At 63.6% G+C, this 18987-nt stretch carries 17 protein-coding genes; 3 read left to right on the top strand and 14 right to left on the bottom strand.

Annotation, left to right across the window (positions count from 1 at the left end):
- Positions 1 to 52: 52 nt before the first annotated feature.
- From ccoS to ccoN, 8 genes are all read right to left on the bottom strand, one after another.
- Positions 53 to 211 (bottom strand): cbb3-type cytochrome oxidase assembly protein CcoS, encoded by a 159-nt coding sequence (gene ccoS, locus Q0094_RS00860; protein ID WP_297614232.1) that lies wholly within the window; start codon positions 209 to 211, stop codon positions 53 to 55.
- Positions 212 to 218: 7 nt separating this feature from the next.
- On the bottom strand, positions 219 to 2405 hold the full coding sequence (locus Q0094_RS00855) for a heavy metal translocating P-type ATPase (protein ID WP_297614230.1): 2187 nt from the start codon (positions 2403 to 2405) through the stop codon (positions 219 to 221).
- An 8-nt stretch (positions 2406 to 2413) separates the two neighbouring features.
- Entirely contained in the window at positions 2414 to 2899 is a 486-nt protein-coding gene (locus Q0094_RS00850) for a FixH family protein (protein ID WP_297614228.1), read from the bottom strand.
- Positions 2896 to 4317 (bottom strand): cytochrome c oxidase accessory protein CcoG, encoded by a 1422-nt coding sequence (gene ccoG, locus Q0094_RS00845; protein ID WP_297614226.1) that lies wholly within the window; start codon positions 4315 to 4317, stop codon positions 2896 to 2898. Before ccoG ends, Q0094_RS00850 begins: the two co-directional genes overlap by 4 nt.
- 253 nt (positions 4318 to 4570) lie before the next feature.
- Positions 4571 to 5485 carry a cytochrome-c oxidase, cbb3-type subunit III gene (gene ccoP, locus Q0094_RS00840; protein ID WP_297614224.1) on the bottom strand — a complete coding sequence of 305 codons (915 nt, stop codon included), beginning with the start codon at positions 5483 to 5485 and terminating at the stop codon, positions 4571 to 4573.
- Positions 5482 to 5697: a cbb3-type cytochrome c oxidase subunit 3 gene (locus Q0094_RS00835; protein ID WP_297614222.1), complete on the bottom strand. Its 216-nt coding sequence runs from the start codon at positions 5695 to 5697 to the stop codon at positions 5482 to 5484. Before Q0094_RS00835 ends, ccoP begins: the two co-directional genes overlap by 4 nt.
- 13 nt (positions 5698 to 5710) lie before the next feature.
- The gene (gene ccoO / locus Q0094_RS00830; protein ID WP_297614220.1) at positions 5711 to 6439 is read right to left on the bottom strand and encodes a cytochrome-c oxidase, cbb3-type subunit II; all 729 of its coding nucleotides are present in this window, start codon (positions 6437 to 6439) and stop codon (positions 5711 to 5713) included.
- A 14-nt stretch (positions 6440 to 6453) separates the two neighbouring features.
- A complete protein-coding gene (gene ccoN, locus Q0094_RS00825; protein WP_297614218.1) occupies positions 6454 to 8055 on the bottom strand; it encodes a cytochrome-c oxidase, cbb3-type subunit I in 1602 nt (533 codons plus the stop codon).
- A gap of 197 nt (positions 8056 to 8252) precedes the next feature.
- On the opposite strand from ccoN, the gene Q0094_RS00820 reads away from it, so the two are divergent.
- Positions 8253 to 9092 (top strand): universal stress protein, encoded by an 840-nt coding sequence (locus Q0094_RS00820; RefSeq protein WP_297614216.1) that lies wholly within the window; start codon positions 8253 to 8255, stop codon positions 9090 to 9092.
- Positions 9093 to 9208: 116 nt separating this feature from the next.
- Positions 9209 to 10033 (top strand): transglutaminase domain-containing protein, encoded by an 825-nt coding sequence (locus tag Q0094_RS00815; RefSeq protein ID WP_297614214.1) that lies wholly within the window; start codon positions 9209 to 9211, stop codon positions 10031 to 10033.
- Between the two features lie 42 nt (positions 10034 to 10075).
- Here the strand turns inward: Q0094_RS00815 and fnrL are convergent, their stop codons facing one another.
- Positions 10076 to 10819 carry a transcriptional regulator FnrL gene (gene fnrL / locus Q0094_RS00810; RefSeq protein ID WP_297614212.1) on the bottom strand — a complete coding sequence of 248 codons (744 nt, stop codon included), beginning with the start codon at positions 10817 to 10819 and terminating at the stop codon, positions 10076 to 10078.
- 88 nt (positions 10820 to 10907) lie between these two features.
- Between fnrL and hemN the strand changes: the two genes are divergently transcribed.
- A complete protein-coding gene (gene hemN / locus Q0094_RS00805) occupies positions 10908 to 12263 on the top strand; it encodes an oxygen-independent coproporphyrinogen III oxidase (RefSeq protein WP_297614210.1) in 1356 nt (451 codons plus the stop codon).
- 122 nt (positions 12264 to 12385) lie between these two features.
- Here hemN and Q0094_RS00800 read toward each other — a convergent pair whose 3' ends face one another.
- The 5 genes from Q0094_RS00800 to Q0094_RS00780 form a co-directional block, all read right to left on the bottom strand.
- A complete protein-coding gene (locus Q0094_RS00800) occupies positions 12386 to 13966 on the bottom strand; it encodes an ABC transporter ATP-binding protein (RefSeq protein WP_297614208.1) in 1581 nt (526 codons plus the stop codon).
- Positions 13963 to 15138: an ABC transporter permease gene (locus Q0094_RS00795; RefSeq protein WP_297614206.1), complete on the bottom strand. Its 1176-nt coding sequence runs from the start codon at positions 15136 to 15138 to the stop codon at positions 13963 to 13965. The genes Q0094_RS00800 and Q0094_RS00795 overlap by 4 nt, the downstream gene beginning before the upstream one ends.
- Positions 15139 to 15149: 11 nt before the next feature.
- A complete protein-coding gene (locus Q0094_RS00790; protein ID WP_297614204.1) occupies positions 15150 to 16304 on the bottom strand; it encodes a microcin C ABC transporter permease YejB in 1155 nt (384 codons plus the stop codon).
- A gap of 6 nt (positions 16305 to 16310) precedes the next feature.
- Complete coding sequence (locus Q0094_RS00785) at positions 16311 to 18203, bottom strand: extracellular solute-binding protein (protein WP_297614202.1); 1893 nt, start codon at positions 18201 to 18203, stop codon at positions 16311 to 16313.
- A gap of 177 nt (positions 18204 to 18380) precedes the next feature.
- Complete coding sequence (locus tag Q0094_RS00780) at positions 18381 to 18902, bottom strand: cytochrome c family protein (RefSeq protein ID WP_297614321.1); 522 nt, start codon at positions 18900 to 18902, stop codon at positions 18381 to 18383.
- Positions 18903 to 18987: the final 85 nt, after the last annotated feature.

The raw sequence follows: 18987 nt of genomic DNA, 5'->3' as shown, positions 1-18987 counted from the left end.
TGTCTGGTGCAGCTTTGGCGCGGATGGTGCGCCTGAAGGCACACCCGAGCCATCATGATTTGGGCGTGTCATCGTAATCATCGCGCAAGATGCGGTGGGCATCGCCATCGGGGTCGTCGAACTGGCCCTTTCTGAGCATCCACCAGAAAGCGCCAAGCCCAACGGCGCCCAGAAACAGGCTGACCGGGATCAGAACCCCCAGGATATCCATCGCGTGCTCATTTCAGCCTCATGGCGTTGAGCGCCACCGTAACGGAGGAGGTCGACATCGCCAAGGCCGCGATCAGCGGCGAGCACAGGCCCGCCACCGCAAGCGGCACGGCGAGAATGTTGTAGGCGGCGGCGATGGCAAAGTTCTGGCGGATGCGGCGCGCGGCGATCACGGATGTCACGCTTGCCTCGGCGATGGGTGCCAGCGAACGGCCCATCAGCACCATGTCGGACGCCGTGCGCGCGGCATCAAGCGCGGAAGCGGGCGACATCGAGACATGGGCGGCAGCCAGCGCCGCGGTGTCGTTGAGCCCGTCGCCCACCATCAGCACGCGCGCACCGCCATCGGTCAGCGCCTTGATGCGCGCCAGCTTGTCTTGCGGCAGCGCCTCGGCCACGACCTCGTCTATGCCGATGCGCGCCGCGAAGCGGTCGACCGCGCCCTGCGTGTCGCCCGAGATCACGATCACCCGCTTGCCCGATGCCCGCAGCGCGGCGACGGTTTCGGCCGCGCCTTCGCGCAGCGTATCGGTGAAGCTCAGCGCGCGCGGCGGCGCATCGTCTCCGAGGGAGAGAAAGGTCGCGGTCACGTCAAGCGGCGCGGCCCCGACCCAAGCGGCACGGCCAAGCCGGACGGTGTGGCCGCGCCACTGCCCTTCGATGCCGTAGCCCGGAACCTCGGTCAGGGCGGTGACGGTGGCGGGGCGCAGGCCGCGCGCGCGCAGGCCGCGCGCCAGCGCCTCGGCCAGCGGGTGGGATGAGCCCTCGGCCAGCGCAAGCGCCACGCGCATCTCGGCCTCGGGCTGTGCCGCGAGGTCGACGGGTTCGGGCGTACCGGTGGTAAGCGTGCCGGTCTTGTCGAAGACGACGGTATCGACCTCGGCCAGACGTTCAAGGGCGGTACCCGACTTGATCAGCAGGCCACGGCGGAACAACCGCCCCGAGGCCGCGGTGGTGACGGCGGGAACCGCCAGCGCCAGCGCGCAGGGGCAGGTGATGATCAGCACGGCGGCGGCGATGTTGAAGGCAAGCCGGATGTCTTGCGTGTGCATCCACCAGCCGATGGCCGAGACCGCAGCAAGCAGGTGAATGCCCGGCCCATAGAGCCTTGCTGCCATCTCGGCGCGCAGGCTGTAATTGGCACGGCCCGATTCCGCGACGGCAACCAGATCGGCGATCCGGTGCAGCGCGGTGTCGCGGCCTGCGGCGATCACCTCGACGGTCAGGGGACCGGTCAGATTGACCTCGCCCGCGCTGACGGCATAGCCAGGGCCCGCGAAGGCGGGCAGGCTTTCGCCGGTCATCAGCGAGCGGTCAAGCTCGGACTGGCCCGCGCGCACCACCCCATCGACCGGGATGCGCCCACCGGGGCGCACCAGCACATGGTCGCCCGGGACAAGCGCCCCTGCGGCTACGGTCTGTTCGCCTGCGGGCGTCAGCAAGATCGCGCGCGGCACCTCGAGGGCGGCCAGTTCCTGCGCCGCCGACCGCGCCGCGGCGCGCGTGCGATGGTCGAGGTAACGCCCGGCCAGCAGGAAGAAGCACAGCATCACCGCCGCGTCGAAATAGGCGTGATGGCCCGAGAGCGCCGTTTCGACGATCGAGGTGCCCAGCGCCAGCAGCATCGCCGTGGTGATCGGCACATCCATGTTGATGCGCCACGCCCTGAGCGCCCCCCAGGCCGAGACGTAGAAGGGCCGCGCGGCAAAGATCACGGCGGGAACCGCGATCAGCCCGCTGATCCAGTGCATCATGTCGCGGGTCGCGCCATCGGCGCCCGACCAGACCGCGACCGACAAGAGCATGACGTTCATCATCGCGAAAAAGGCGACGGCCAGCCGCATCAGCAGATCGCGGCCCGCGCGGTCGGCATCGGTGGTGGCCAGCGCGCCGGGATCAAGCTCATGGGCTTCATAGCCCGCGCGCTCCAGCACGGCGGCCAAGGCATCGGCCGTCACGTCGGGGCCCGCCTGAACCGACGCGCGGCGCAGCGTCAGGTTCACCCGCGCCTCCCGCACGCCCGGCACCGCCATCAGCGCGCGCTCGACCCCCGATATGCAGCCCGCGCAATGGATGGCAGGCAGCGACAGCATCACGGTGGCGTCTTTGGGCGTATCGGCCAGATATTCGGCCGCAGGCGCCGCATTGCAGGCCGGACAGGCCGAAGGGCGGATATGCTCAAAGGTGGCGACCATGATCGGGCTCACTCGAAATGGCGAAAGGTGATGTTGTGGCGGTATTCGGTCCCGTCGCGCGCCACGCCCGTCAGGCGCAGCCGCCATTGCCCATCCGCCAGCGCGACTGGGGCGACAAAGGCGCCGTTTTCGCGGCGCAACTCGAGCAACTGATCCTGTTGCCGGTTGGTGGGCCGGGTCAAGAGCGCGGTCAATTCGGCGGGGGCCACCAGCGCGCCATCGCGGTCCAGCAGATGCAAGATCAGCGTGCCGTCGCCCGGCACCTCGACCCGCGCGCTCCAGCCCAGCGCGTCTTGCGCATCGCGCCGCAGATCGAAGCTTTGGCTGTCAGCATAGCTCGAAGACACCTCCAACCCCGGAAAGGTCGACACCGCGCTGTAGGCCATGAAGGCATTCACCGCGAAGATCAGACCGAAACCGCCGACAAAGATCGCCAGCACATGGCGCCCGGTCAGCTTGCGTCCGGGATCGGTCGTGGGTGCGCTGTCGCTCATGGGGTAGGTCTCCCGAAAAAGGTGGTGTCGCGATGGGCACGCCCGGTGCCGGCCTCATCCTCGATCCACAGGCGGACATCGGTGCGCTCGCGCCCGGCGGCCGGGCTGCCTGCGGGAGCGACCAGATACACCCGCTGCAACAGCGTGCTGTTGAGCGGCACGGTCACGCTGGCGCCGGGCTGACCCTCGAGCATCACCTCGAACGGCTGATCGGAGCCGAGCGAAATCGTATAACGGCTGTCGGCATGCGACATGTTGCGGATACGCACGTCATAGGTGTTGCGGATCGACCCATCGGACAGAACCACGAATTGCGGGTTGCGCACCGGGGCGACCGTCATGTCGATATCGGAGCGGATGAACAACAAAACCGTCAGACCCACGCCGATACCCGCCCAAAGCGCGGTGTAGATCATCGTGCGCAGCCGAAAGATATGGGCCCAGACCGACACCTTGGGCTTGCCTGCGCGTTCATGCGCCTCGTCGGTCAGGGCCATGTAATCGATCAGCCCGCGGGGCTTGCCGACCTTGGCCATGATGTCATCGCAGGCATCGATGCACAGCGCGCAGGTGATGCATTCCAGCTGTTGACCATCGCGGATGTCGATGCCCACCGGGCAGACAGTGACGCACGCGTTGCAATCGATGCAATCGCCCATCCCCTCGCGCTCTTTGCCGCGCCCGCGCGGCTCGCCCCGCCAATCGCGATAGGCGACCGTGATGGAGTGTTCATCCATCATCGCGGCCTGAATGCGCGGCCATGGGCACATGTAGATGCAGACCTGTTCGCGCATGAAGCCGCCGAACACAAAGGTCGTGGCGGTCAGGATCGCCACCGTGACATAAGCCACCATCGCCGCCTGCCCGGTGAACAGATCCACAAACAGCGTCGGCGCATCGGCGAAATAGAACACCCAAGCCCCGCCCGTGGCCATCGCGATCAAGAGCCAGACCAGCCATTTGGTCAGCCTGAGCCGCCATTTGTGGACATCCCACTTGGCGTTCCATAGCCTGAGCCGCGCGTTGCGATCGCCCTCGATCCAACGCTCGACGGTAAAGAACAGATCGGTCCAGACCGTCTGGGGGCAGGAATAACCACACCAGACCCGCCCCAGGGCCGAGGTGAACAAGAACAGCCCCAGCCCCGCCATGATGAGCAATCCGGCCACAAAGTAAAACTCATGCGGCCAGATCTCGATCCAGAAGAAGAAAAAGCGCCGGTGTGCCAGATCCAGCAACACGGCCTGATCGGGCAATTCCGGCCCGCGGTCCCAGCGGATCCAGGGCGTGACGTAGTAGATGCCCAGCGTCACGAACAAGATCAGCCACTTGAGGTTGCGAAACCGGCCCGAGACCCGCTTGGGGAAAACGGGTTCGCGTGCGGCATAGAGCTTTTGTGGCGCGCCTGTGACGCTCATGATCGTGTGCCCCCGGGAAGAAATGCTGTCCTGCGCCCCCATCGTGTAGAACGGATGGGGGAGCGGCCTCCTTGACGTGGATCAAATGCGGGCTTTGCTGCGGGCGGATGAAAACACAGCCCGCGCGCCCCGTCTGAGGAAGGGGGCGGGCTGTGATGACGACACCGGTCCCGCGGGAAACGCGCGAACAGGCGCGGGACCGGTGCCATTCCGCCAACCGGGAGGGGTTGGCGGACCCGTGACCCAAGGCGGCCTATTCGCCGCCACCCAGGGAGTGGACATAGATCGAAACGGCGCGCAACTGATCCTCGGACAGACGCCCCGCGCTTGAGGCTTGGGCCGACCAGGGCGGCATCACCCCAAATCGGGCAAAGCGCACGCTGTGTTCGATCGCCGCCTCGGACCCGCCATAAAGCCAGATCGCATCGGTCAGATTTGGCGCGCCCAGAAAGCGGTCGCCAGCCCCGTCATCGAGATGGCACGCCGCACAGTTTTCCAGATAGACCGCCTCGCCCGCCGCCGCGAGCGTGACATCGGCGGCTTGCCCCGAGACATTGCGCAGATATTGGACCACCGCCGCGATATCCGCATCGCCAAGCAAATCGCCAAAGGCCGGCATTTCCGAATAGCGCGCATCGGGATCATCGGCATTGCGGATGCCGTGGCTGATCGTGAAATGGATCTCGTCGACCGTGCCACCCCAGAGCCAGTCATCGTCAAGCAGGTTGGGATAGCCCGCCGCCTGAACACCGGCCGCCCCCGCACCATGGCATTGCGAACACCATGTGGCAAACACCGCCGCCCCGCCCTGAATGGCGTAGTTGTAGAGGTCGGGATGCGCGTCGAGCGTGATCGCGGCCAGTTCCACCTCGGTCAGACGGGTGCGGATATCGGCGTTCATCGCGTCGAATCGCTCGATATCGGCGGCGACATTGGCGCGGGTCGAAAAGCCCAAGATCCCGGGCGTGGCCCCGTTGATCAGCGGCCAGGCCGGATACATCACCGTATAGGCGATGCCCCAGACGATCGTGGCGTAAAAGGTCCAGAGCCACCAGCGCGGCAGCGGGTTGTTGAATTCCTTGATCCCGTCCCAGCTATGGCCGGTCGTCTCGGGGTCACCCGCCAAAAGCCTTTGCTCTTCGGGATGGGGTGTCTTGTGGTCGCTCATTGCCGCGCCTCCTTGGTCTGGCGGGTCTGGGCCTGTGGCGTGTCCCGGGCCGGCCGGTCATCATGACGAAACGGAATGTTCGCGGTGTCGCGGTGGATCTTGCGGCTGCCCGGTCGCAAGGTGAACACGATCACGCCAAGGAAAAAGAGCAGCATGAACATCGCGCCCCAACTGCGGGCGATGACCTGCAGCACGGTATAGGTGTCTTCCATCGTTCAGCCCCCCTTACCGGCTTGCAAAGGCTTGGTCGGGCATGAAGGTCGAGAAATCGACCAGCGTGCCCAGCATCTGCATATAGGCGATCAGCGCATCCATTTCGGTGACCTCGGGCTGCCCGTCGAAATCGCGCTGCTGCGCGCCGGGGTAGCGTTCGAGCACGCCCGGATCACCGAAATCGGTGGCCTGCTGGATGAAATCGACCCGCGCGTTTTCCAGCATCTCGTCGCTGTAGGGCACGCCCACCATCCGGTGGGTGCGCATCAGATCGACGACATGGGTCGGCTGAAGAACGGTATCGGCCAGATAGGCATAGGCCGGCATGACCGATTCCGGCACCACGGATTGCGGGCTGGTGAAATGATCCACATGCCATTCATCCGAATACCGCCCGCCCACACGCGCCAGATCGGGGCCGGTGCGCTTTGACCCCCACTGGAACGGGTGATCATACTGGCTTTCGGCGGCAAGGCTGTAGTGGCCGTAGCGTTCCACCTCGTCGCGCATCGGGCGGATCATCTGGCTGTGGCAGACATAGCAGCCTTCGCGGATGTAGATTTCGCGCCCCGCAAGCTCCAGCGGCGCATAGGGGCGCATGCCATCCACATCCTCGATCGTGTTCTCAAGATAGAACAGCGGCGCGATTTCCACGATGCCCCCCACCGTGACGGCCAGAAAGCTGAGCGTCAAAAGCAAGGTGGCGTTGGTTTCGATCTTCTTGTGACCTTCAAGTGCCATCTTTCGGGCCCTCCTTATTCGGCCGGGGCCACAAGCGGCGCGTCACGGCGGACGACACCCTTGCGGACCGTCATGTAGAGGTTCCAGGCCATGATCAGCGCACCGGCAAGGTAGAGAACCCCACCCAAGCCCCGCACCACATACATCGGGAACTTGGCGGCGACCGTGTCGGCAAAGGAATTCACAAGGAACCCCTGGGCATCGACTTCGCGCCACATCAGGCCCTCCATGATCCCCGTCACCCACATCGAGGCGGCGTAAAGAACGATGCCGATGGTGGCCAACCAGTAATGCCAGCTGACCGCGCGCAGACTGTAGAGCCGCTGCTTGTTCCACAGCTTGGGGAACAGGTAGTAGAGCATCCCGAAGGTGATCATGCCGTTCCAGCCCAGCGCGCCGGAATGCACATGGCCGATGGTCCAGTCTGTGTAATGCGACAGCGAATTGACCGCCCGGATCGACATCATCGGCCCCTCAAAGGTCGACATGCCGTAAAACGCGACCGAGGTGACCATCATCCGCAACACCGGATCGGTGCGCAGCTTGTCCCACGCGCCCGACAGCGTCATCAGCCCGTTGATCATGCCGCCCCAGCTGGGCATCCACAGCACGATCGAGAACACCATCCCCAGCGTCGAGGCCCAGTCAGGCAGCGCCGTGTAATGCAGATGATGCGGACCCGCCCAGATATAAAGAAAGATCAGCGCCCAGAAATGGATGATGCTGAGCTTGTAGGAATAGACCGGGCGCTCGGCCTGTTTGGGGATGAAATAATACATCATCCCCAGAAAACCGGCGGTCAGGAAAAAGCCCACGGCGTTATGGCCATACCACCACTGCGTCATGGCGTTCTGCACGCCCGACATGACCGTGACCGACCGCGACCCGAACAGCGACACCGGGATCTGCAGGTTGTTGACCACATGCAGCATCGCCACCGTGACGATGAAGGACAACAAGAACCAGTTGGCGACGTAGATATGGGGTTCCTTGCGCTTGATCAGCGTGCCCAGGAAGACCGCCAGAAACGCAACCCAGACGATGGTCAGCCACAGATCGGTCAGCCATTCAGGCTCGGCATATTCCTGGCCCTGGGTCGAGCCGAGGATATAGCCGGTCGCGGCCATCACGATGAACAGCTGATAACCCCAGAACACGAACCAGGCCGTGTTCCCACCCCATAGCCGCACCGCGCTTGTGCGCTGGACGATGTAGAAGCTGGCCGCCAGAAGCGCGTTGCCGCCAAACGCAAAAATCACCGCCGAGGTGTGCAGCGGCCGCAGCCGCCCGAAATTCAGATATCCCTGCGCCCAGTCGAAATTCAGCACCGGATAGGCCAGTTGAAAGGCGATGAAGGTGCCCGCCAGAAAGCCCACCACCCCCCAAAAGGCGGTGGCGATGGCGGCGGCCCTGACCGGGCCGTCCATGTATTCGTTGGCCGGCACCGGGGCCTTGGGCTCATCGGCGCTGCGCAGCACGATCACGAACGTGATGGCGGCGGCCCCCATGATCAACAGCGCATGGACCAGATAGGCCAGATCCCGCGCGTAATTGGCCGCGATGGCAGCACAGACCGCCACTAGGCCAAGGATCAACAGCTTTACATAATCAAGCATCGATCGTCCCTTCGTGAGGCGCCGGTTCCGACACGCATCAAGCCGCCCGGCGCTGTTCCATCTGCCCCCACATCATCCAAGGGGCGGCGGCTGGCCTTGATCCATGTCAAACGCAACCGCCCGTCCCGTTGACGCAGGTCAAGGTGCGGCGTCCTGCCCCGGTCTAGATGCAAAAGGAGCCGACCGAGGAGGTATCCATGGCCTATAAATCCATCCTGACCATCCTGACCGACCCCAAGGAGGTGCCCGCCGTGCTGGGCGCGGCGGTGCCTTTCGCGGAAAGCCAGGGCGCGCATCTTGACGTGTTGTGTCTTGGGATCGACCGCACGCAGACGGGGTATTATTTCGCCGGTGCGACGACGTTGATGCATGAGGAAACCATCATGCAGGCCCAGACCGAGGCGAATGCGATCGAGGCTGCGGCGCGCACCGAATTGGCGCGCAGCGCGATCTCATGGGGCGTCGACGCGATGGTGGCGCAATCGGCCTCCGTGATGGGGCTGGTCGCACGGCGGGCGCGCTTTGCCGATCTGGTGATCCAGCCCAAGCCCTATGGCGAAGGGCAGTATTCCGATGCCCCGGTCATCGTCGAAGCGGCGATCTTCAATGGCAATGCCCCGGTGATCGTTCTGGCCAAAGGGGTGGCCCCGTCGGGCAGGCCCGACCGCATCGTGATCGCCTGGAACGAATCGGCCGAAGCCATGGCCGCTGTGCGCCACGCGATCCCCCTGCTGAAAGCCGCGCGCGAGGTGGACATCTGCATCATCGCCCCCGAGCGGCATAGCCCCGAGGTCGCGGACCCCGGCGCGGAGTTGTCGCGCATGCTCAGCCGCCATGGGGTCAAGGTCTCGGTCTCGATCCTTGCCCAGACATTGCCGCGCGTATCCGAGATGATCGCGCGCCATGTCAGCGACAGCGACGCCGATCTTCTGGTGATGGGGGCTTATGGGCATTCCCGCTTTCGCGAAGCGATTCTGGGCGGGGCGACGCGCAACATGCTCGAACATGCAACGGTGCCGGTGTTCATGGCACATTGAGGCGCGAGCGATGCTGTCGGTCGTCATGGAACCGTAATCCGGTCGGGGTATCGCGCCATGGCCGGAACCACGGGGTGTGATGGATGCCGCTGCCGCTTGCCACTGTCACCGTCGAGATGACGGACACCGCTCGCGACCATGACGCGGTCGCGCTGATCGTTCCCTTGGGGATCGACACCGAGTTCCAGCGCCTCGAACGGGTCGACCTGCCGGAGGGATGGAACACAAGCATCCTGGGTGAGGCGCGCAGCGGGCAGCTTGCCGCCCTGCTCACCCCGCCCCATCCCGACGCGCCCGCACGGCTTGGCCATGTTGTCTCTGGCCGGCCGGGAACGCTTGCCGATGCGGCCTGGCACCCGGAACCGGCCGCCCGCCGCCGCGCGGCGCAGGATCTGGCACAGGATGCGCGGCGCATGGCGCAAGACGCCGGGGGCGGTCGGCGCGGATTGGAGGCGATCGTCCTCGATACGGCCAAGCGCTTTGCCTACGGCGCGATCGAAGGGCCCGACCGCTGGTATACGGGGCACGACGCCATCCCGGCCGTCGCCTGCGCGGTGGGCGATTGCATCGACATCAACACCTATCTTGTGGCGGCGCTGCGCACGGCTGGATACGACACGGCCTATCTCACCTGCTATTTCTTCGACGACGATCCCGACGGTATCGCGGCGGGCATGCATTGCTGGGTGCGCACCCGGCACGAGGGCCTGATCGAGGATTGGGATATCGCCCATTTCAAGAAGGATGGGCGGGCGGATGTGCATGCGGCCCTGAACCCCGTGCCGGGCCTGCGGGTCGCGCTGGCGCATGGCCGGGATCACGTCTACCGATGGAACGGTCTGGACATCCGCCTGCCGATCCCGTCGCGACCGAACTGGGTGCTGGCGGATGGCAGCACGATCTGGGGTGCGCCGCCGGTTGTCACGCTGTCCCGCGACTGAGCCCCGACCGGCGGACACTACGGGCGCGCGCGGTGCGGCCGATCAGTAGACGCCACCATCCGCGTCGTCGCCCGTCTCGTGCATCAGCGCGTCGAAATCGGGCACGATGATCCGGCGTTTGTCCTCTAGCGCGATCACCCCGTCTTTCTTCAGGCTCGACATCTGGCGGCTGACGGTTTCCAGCGTCAGGCCCAGATAATCCGCCATCGCCTCGCGCGTCAGCGGCAACTCGAATGCCACATGGCCGCTTGGCCTTTTTGCCTGCAGCGTCGCGTTGCGCCGGGCAATGATCGACAGGAAGCTTGCGATCTTTTCGCGCGCGGTCTTGCGCCCCAAAAGCAGCATCCATTCCCGCGCGGCATCCAGTTCATCAAGCGTCATTTCCAACAGCCGCTGGCTGACAGAGGGCGTGGTGATCAACATCTCCTGGAACGGCATGCGGCGGAAACAGCACAGCTGCACATCCGTGGTTGCCGTCACATCATAGGACGCACGGTCGCGGTTGGGTCTGCCGATGAAATCGGACGGCAACAACAACCCCACCATCTGGCGGCGGCCATCCTCCATCGTCTGGCTCAGCGCCGCCACCCCATGCACGACCGAGGCCACGAAATCCATCTTGTCACCCGCCCAGACGATGGTCTGGCCGGCCTCGTAGCTGCGGTAATACTTGATCGCCTCAAGCTGCTCGAGCTCGTCGGTCTCGCAGCGGGCGCACACCGCGCGATGTCGGATCGGGCATTGCGCGCAGTCGACCTGTGGAAAGGCATGTTGTCTGTGCGGCATGATCTTATCCCTTTTACCGGGCGGCGGACCGCGCGCGATTGATCCAGATCAAGGTCAAACGGCACGATCTGGTTCTAGCGGTAATCCAATGGAACATGTCAATCAACTCCGCCGGTTGGGGCTTTTCGACGCGAAAGTCCCGCGTTACACCAGCTACCCACCGGCCACGAAATTCTCGAATGACGTGACGGGTGCTGTCTTTCTTGACTGGATCGCGGCGATCCCGCAGGGGGCGCGCATCTCGCTTTACCTGCACGTGCCTTTCTGCCGAAGGTTGTGCTGGTTTTGCGCCTGTCGCACCCAAGGTGTGCGAAGCGATGACCCGGTTCTGGCCTATGTGGCAACATTGACCCAAGAAATCGGGGCTTTGGGGCGCGCATTGCCACAGGGGGTCACGGTGGCGCGGCTGCATTGGGGGGGCGGCACGCCCACCTTGCTGGGCGCCCCGGTGATGCGTGATCTGGCCCAAAGCCTGCGCGCGGCGATGCCCTTTGCCCCGGACGCCGCGTTTTCGGTCGAGATCGACCCCAACGAGATCGACACCGCCCGCATCGATGCGCTGGCAGAGGCGGGGATGACCCGCGCCTCGATCGGGGTGCAGGATTTCGACCCCGACATCCAGCAGATCATCGGCCGCGTGCAAGGCTATGAGGTGACACGCGCCGCCGTCGAAGGCTTGCGTGCGGCAGGCATTCGATCGCTCAATGCCGATATCTTGTTCGGCCTGCCCGAACAGACCATGGCGCGGCTGTCGGATTCGGTTCAGATGCTGATGTCGCTCAACCCGGACCGGGTGGCGCTTTATGGCTATGCCCATGTGCCATGGATGGCCAAGCGTCAGGCGATGATCCCGACCGAACTGTTGCCCTCGCCCGAGGCACGGCTTGACCTGTTTGACACCGCGCGGCGCCTGTTTCTGTGGGATGGCTATCAGGAGATCGGCATCGACCATTTCGCCAGACCCGAGGACAGCATCGCCGTGGCCGCGCGCACCGGGCATTTGCGGCGCAATTTCCAAGGCTATACCGACGACACCTGCGATGTGCTGATCGGTCTTGGCGCATCCGCCATTTCGCGCTTTCCGCAAGGCTTTGCGCAAAACGCCAGTTCGACCGCCGCCTATCAAAAAGCCGTGCGCGCGGGCCAGATGGCGACCGGGCGCGGCCATGTCTTCAAGGGCGAAGACAGGCTCCGGGCGCGGATGATCGAGATGCTGATGTGCGATTTCCACATCGACAGCGCGGCCCTGATGCGGGATTTCGATGTGCCGCACGAAAGGCTGGCCGCCATCTATGCCAAGGCCGCCGATCAGTTTGCGGGAATGCTGACCATCGACGCCAAGGGGCTGGGCATCCTCCCCCAGGGACGGGCTCTGACCCGCATGATCGCGCGCACCCTTGACGCCTATGAGACGCAGGGCCAGGGACATTCCTCTGCGATCTGACACACCCCATGGCTGGGATTTCGCGCGCATCACGCGGCAACAGGCCGTGGGAACCAAAAAAACCATGAACCGACGGTTGCATATGTTGCCTACAAGGACAACTGCTGACCGTTACAACCTTTTCAGGGCACGCCGATGTCACCAAAGGCCGCGCGCATCAATTCGCGGGTGTAGTCATGTGTCGGGTTGGCAAACAGGCGGGCGGTTTCGCCGGTCTCGACGACATCGCCGTTGCGCATCACGATGACCTTGTGGCTGAGCGCGCGCACCACCTTCAGGTCATGGCTGATGAACAGATAGGCGATGGCGTGGCGGCGTTGCAGATCGCGCAACAGATCGACGATCTGCACCTGCACCGTCATGTCGAGCGCGCTTGTGGGTTCATCCAGCACAACCAGCTTGGGTCGCAAGATCATGGCGCGGGCAATGGCGATGCGCTGGCGTTGGCCGCCCGAAAACTCGTGGGGGTAGCGATCCATCATCAGGGGGTCGAGGCCCACCTCGGTCAGGATCTCGGCCACCTGCGCGCGCCGGTCAGCGCGACCCACACCATGCACGGCCAGCCCTTCGGCCACGATCTGTTCCACGGTCATGCGCGGGCTAAGGCTGCCGTAGGGATCCTGGAACACGATCTGCATGTCGCGTCTGAGCGGGCGCATATCGCGCGAATGCAGGCCCTGCACATCGCGCCCCATGAACATCACCGGCCCCTGCGAGGCGATCAAGCGCATGATGGCCAGGGCCAAGGTCGTCTTGCCCGAGCCGCTTTCACCGACGATGCCCAGCGTCTCGCCCGCACGCACGCTCAGGGTGGCGGCATTGACCGCCTTGATATGCCCGACCGTGCGCCGCATCAGCCCGCGCGTGATCGGGAACCAGATGCGCAGATCGGTGGTGGTCACGATCTCGGGGGCATTCGCGGCCACGGGTTCGGGCGTGCCGGTGGCCGCTGCCGCCAAAAGCTTGCGGGTATAGGGGTGCTTGGGGTCCGCGAAAATCTGCGCCGTCGGTCCCTGTTCGACGATCTCGCCATTCTGCATCACACAGACCCGGTCCGCGATGCGCCGCACGATGGTCAGATCATGGGTGATGAACAACAGGCTCATCCCCATGTCGCGCTTGAGATCGGCCAGAAGATCAAGGATCTGCGCCTGAATCGTCACGTCAAGCGCGGTTGTCGGTTCATCCGCAATCAACAGCTTGGGGCCGTTGGCCAGCGCCATGGCGATCATCACGCGCTGACGCTGCCCGCCTGACAATTGGTGCGGATAGGCCCCCAGACGCGTTTCGGGATCGCGGATGCCGACCTTGTGCAACAGCTCGATCACCCGCGCGCGCGCGGCGGCACCTTGCAGACCCTGATGCAAGGCCAGGCTTTCGGTGATCTGCTTTTCCAGCGTGTGAAGCGGGTTCAGCGACGTCATCGGTTCTTGAAAGATGAAGCTGATGTCGTTGCCCCGGATCCGGCGCAGCGTGGCGTCATCGGCGCCCACCATGTCCTGACCATCATAGGTGACCGACCCGGTGATTTCCGAAGCGCCGGGCACCAGCGCAACGGTGGACAAGGCGGTAACCGATTTGCCCGATCCGCTTTCGCCCACAAGGGCCACGGTTTCGCCCGGTCCCACGTCAAACGACACACCGCGCACCGCCTGCGTGGCGCCAAAGCGAACCGACAGGTTGCGCACGGCCAGAACGCTCATCGAAACGTCTTTCTGGGATCGAAGGCGTCGCGCACCCCTTCGAAGATGAACACCAGAAGCGACAGCATGATCGCAAAGGCGAAAAACGCGGTAAAGGCCAGCCAAGGCGCCTGAAGGTTGTTCTTGGCCTGAAGCGTCATCTCGCCCAAGCTGGGTGCCGAAGACGGAAGGCCAAAGCCCAGAAAATCAAGGCTGGCCAGCCCGCCAATGGTGCCCGTGACGATAAAGGGCAAAAAGGTCAGCGTCGCCACCATCGCATTGGGCAAGACATGGCGGAACATGATCGTGCCGTTCGACACGCCCAGCGCGCGCGCCGCGCGCACATATTCGAAATTGCGCGCCCGCAGAAACTCGGCCCGCACCACCCCCACAAGACCCGTCCAGCCAAACAGCACCATCAAGAACACCAAAAGCCAGAAATCCATCACGAAAATCGCCGAGACGATGATGATGATGTAAAGGCTCGGCGTGGAGTTCCAGATCTCGATGATGCGCTGAAAGACCAGATCCAGCCAACCGCCATAGAAACCCTGTGCAGCCCCCGCCGCGATGCCGATGACCGAGGTCAGAAAGGTCACGACCAGCGCAAAGGTCACCGACAGGCGAAAGCCATAGATCACCCGCGCCAGCACATCGCGCGCGGTGTCATCGGTGCCCAGCCAATGGTCGCCATCAGGCGGTGACGGGGCGGCGCGGCCGATGTCATTGACGGTGTTGTAGGCATAGGGAATGAGCGGCCACAGCAGCCATCCCTCATCCACCGTTTCGCCGTTGAAGGCGCCGGTCGCCTGCACCGTCTCGATCACGGCGGCGGGATCATCCCAGCACGCCTCAAGGCCGCCCGACACGATCAGGCATTGCACCTCGATGTCGCGGTAAACGGCTTCGGTTCGGAAATCGCCACCAAACTCGGTCTCGGGGTAGAAAGCGAAGATCGGCATGTAGTAGGCGCCACGGTGCTGCACCAGAATGGGCCGGTCATTGGCGATGACTTCGGCAAACAGGCTCAGCCCGTAAAACACCGCAAACACCCACAAGGACCAATAGGCGCGGCGGTTGGCGGTAAAATTGTGCCAGCGGCGCCGGTTCAGCGGCGACAGCCACCCACGCCGCAAGGGCGGTGGACGCACCGCGACGGGGGGATTGGTCTTGGCGGGGACAGGATCGGGCATGGCCATCGCGATCAGGTCTCTCGCGTGTCGAAATCGATGCGCGGATCGATCCAGACATACATCAGGTCGGACAGGATATTGACCACCAGCCCGATCAGACCAAAGACAAAGAGCGTGCCGAAAATCACCGGGTAATCGCGACTGACCGCCGCCTCAAAGGCCAGCCGCCCCAGACCGTCGAGAGAAAAGATCGTCTCGATGATCAGCGAACCGCCGAAAAACACACCCACGAACACCGCCGGAAAGCCCGCGATCACGATCAGCATGGCGTTGCGGAACACATGACCGTAAAGCACGCGCCCCTCGCCCAGCCCCTTGGCGCGGGCGGTCATGACGTATTGCTTGCGGATTTCATCCAGAAAGCTGTTCTTGGTCAAAAGCGTCAGCGTGGCAAAGGCCGAGATGGTCGAGGCCAGAACCGGCAAGGTGATGTGCCAGAAATAATCGCCGATCTGCCGGATCAGGCTCATGTCCTCCCACCCGTCCGAGGTCAGGCCGCGCAGCGGAAAGATCTGGAAATAGCGCCCCCCCGCAAACAGCACCAAAAGCATGATGGCAAACAAGAACCCGGGGATCGCATAGGCCACGATGATCACGCCGCTGGTCCATGTGTCGAATTTGGTGCCATCGCGCGTGGCCTTGGCGATGCCCAGAGGGATCGACACCAGATAGGCAATCACCGTCGACCACAGCCCCAGCGTGATCGACACAGGCATTTTCTCGATCACCAGATCGATCACCGAGATGGATCGGAAATAGCTTTCCCCGAAATCAAAGCGGACATAATCCCACATCATCAGGCCAAAGCGTTCCAGACCCGGAATATCCTCGGCCGCACATTGCGCAGCCCGCAGGCTCGGCGTGCCGGTGAACCCATCTTCGCATACGATGCGGGCAAAATTGAACTGCACCCGCAATTCATCAAGAAATTGCGGCGGCAGACCGCGCGCGCCTTCATAGCTGCTGCCTTCGATCTCATCCGCGCCCATCGTCTCGGACCCGCCACCCGAGATACCGGCAAAGACATCGCCCTCTCCCTCAAGCTGGGCGATGACCTGTTCGATCGGTCCGCCCGGCACGAATTGCGTCAGCGCGAAATTGATCACCATGATCCCGAACAGCGTCGGGATCATCAGCAAGATGCGTCTGAGGATATAGGCGCCCATATCCCCTTACAGAACGCCCTGATCGCGCAGCGCCTGTTCGGCCACCGGGTCCACCCACCAGAAATCGAGAAACCCGATGCCATAGGGCGGCAGCGTTTCGGGGTAGCGGTAGTGGTTGTAATAGGCCACCCATGCATTCTGGTTGAACCATTGCGGCACCCGGATGCGAAGGCTGCGCAGCACCCGGTCCAGCGCGCGGGTGGCGGTTTCCATCTCGTCGCGGGTTTCGGCGCGGATCACGGTTTCAAGCAACTCATCCACCGCCGGATCAGCCAGACCCGCCACGTTGAACAGCGATTCGCTGGCGCCGAGCGACCCGAAATATTGGCGCAGCCCGGTTCCCGGCTCATACCCCATCGGGAAATTGCCGGTCAGCATGTCGAAATCGGCGTCGCGCTGGCGCTGGCTCAACTGTGCGCCATCCACCCGGGTAAGACGCGCATCGATCCCGATGGCGCGCAGGTTTTCGACATAGGGGTTGATGATCCGGTCAAACAGCGGGCTGGCGTTGAGGAATTCGACCTCAAGCGCCTGACCGGCGGCATTGCGCAACAACCCGTCGCTGCCCGGTGTCCAACCCGCTTGCTCCAGCAGGCTGGACGCGCGCCGCGCCTGTGCGCGGTCAAAGGTCCGCTCCACATCCGACGGTGGCGTGGCAAAGGGCGGCTCGGCAAAGACCGCGTCGGGCACACGCCCGCGCAAGGGCTCCAGCACCGCCAATTCGGCCCCTGATACGATCCCCTCTGCCTCCAGATGGGTGTTTTCCCAGAAACTGTCGATGGGCGCGTAAAGCCCGTAAAACAGCGTCTGGTTGGTCCATTCAAAGTTGAACATCAGCGCGACGGCTTCGCGCACACGCGGGTCTTGAAATTTCTCGCGCCGCAGGTTGAACACAAAGCTCTGGCCCGAAGCGATCACACCTTGCGGAATTTCCTCGCGGATCACGATGCCATCGTTCAGGCGCGGAAAGTTGTAGCTGTTGGCCCAATTCTGAGAACTGTTTTCCTGACGGAACAGATAGTTTCCAGCGGTGAACCCCTCAAAGGCGGCAATGGCATCGGCGTAGTATTCGACCCGGATGCTGTCGAAATTGTGCCGGCCGCGGTTGATCGGCAGATCACGGCCCCAATATCCGGGGTTGCGCGTGAACACGGTTGAGCGGCCCGGATCGACCGTGCCCAGCACATAGGGGCCCGAGCCCACGAGCGGCGTCAGGCGGCTGTCCGAAAAGGGCAGGCCGCTGGCCTCGTGGCTGGCACGGCTGAAGACGGGCAAACCGCCCGCCGCCTCGATCCGGCCGCGCAGCTGGCTGTCGGGGTTGAAATCGAACCGGATGCGGCGCGCATCCAGCACTTCGGCCCCGGCCAGCGTCAGCGGAATATTGGCGCGGAACGACGGTAGCCCTTCGTCCCGCAAGATTTCGTAGGAAAACAGCACATCATCCGCCGTAACCGGCGTGCCATCCGAAAACCGCGCCGCTTCGTGCAGGGTAAAGATCACATAGGACCGGTCCTGAGGATAGGCGATGGTTTCACACAACAGGCAATAGCTTTCGCCGATCGTGTCGAGTGTCGAATCCAGAAGTGATTCGAAAAAGATCGATGCCAGCACCGCCGGGTTGCCCTGATCGGTATAGGGATGCAGGGAATCGAACGTGCCCCCCCCGCTTGACCAGCTCAGCGACATCTCCCCGCCCTTGGGTGCGTCTGGGTTGACATAAGCGAGATGCGGAAAATCCGCAGCATATGTCAGATCCTCAACCCCAAAGGTCGCGACAGCATGGGTGACGATCAGCTCTGGCTCTTGCGCCGACACCTGCGGCGCAATCAGCGCAAGTGCGGCAGCCAATGAAAGCGATGACAGGCTGGGGTGGTGCAAGACGGACGGGCGAATGGCCATTCGGATCTCCGGGCTTCTGCGCTGATGGAACCTGATCAGTATCTGGGTCACAACAGGTTAGAGACCAGCCCCCGCGCAGGTTCAAGTTGCGATTGCGTGATTGTCCATGCCACCCGGGCTTGACCAAATGAAAAGGACCGCCCCTTGGGGCGGCCCCAGACATGCCGTGCGTGACGCTTATTGAAAGGTCGCGAGATAGGCGATCAGGTTTGCGCGGTCGGTGACTTCACGCATGCCATTATACGACATCGAGGTGCCGGGCGCATAGCCGCGCGGATTTTCCAGAAACCCCGACAGGTTTTCCGGCGTCCACTCGCCACCCAATCCTGCAATCGCGGCGGAATAGTTGAACCCTGCGGCCGACCCCTTGGGCCGGTTCACGACCCCATGAAGATAGGGGCCGACGCCATTGGCACCGGGGTTGAGCTGATGGCAGGCACCACACTGGCGCCACAGCCGCTCACCGGCGGCCGCATCGGCGGTGGCATAGACATCGGCAAAGGCCACCTCGACCACTTCTTCGGCGGGGGCTTCTTCGGCGCTGTCGTCATGCACAAGAATGGCATAACCCGGGACGTGATCGTCGCCGTGCTTTTCGATATTATAGAGGCTTTCGGCGGCCCAGCCACCCAGCAAAAGCACCAACAGCGCGCCACATACGGACGCGAATGCCTTGGTGATGGTCATGGTGTCGAACATGGTATTCCCATCCATCTCGCGAATTTGAGGGTATGTATGGGGTTTCACCGATCCATGGCAAGGTGTAGGGAGCGCGACGAAACGC

The sequence above is a fragment of the uncultured Roseicyclus sp. genome, from assembly GCF_937892565.1.
GTDB lineage: Bacteria > Pseudomonadota > Alphaproteobacteria > Rhodobacterales > Rhodobacteraceae > Roseicyclus.
The sequence above is the reverse complement of the archived record's forward strand: the minus strand, read 5'-3'. Positions and strand labels throughout refer to the sequence as shown.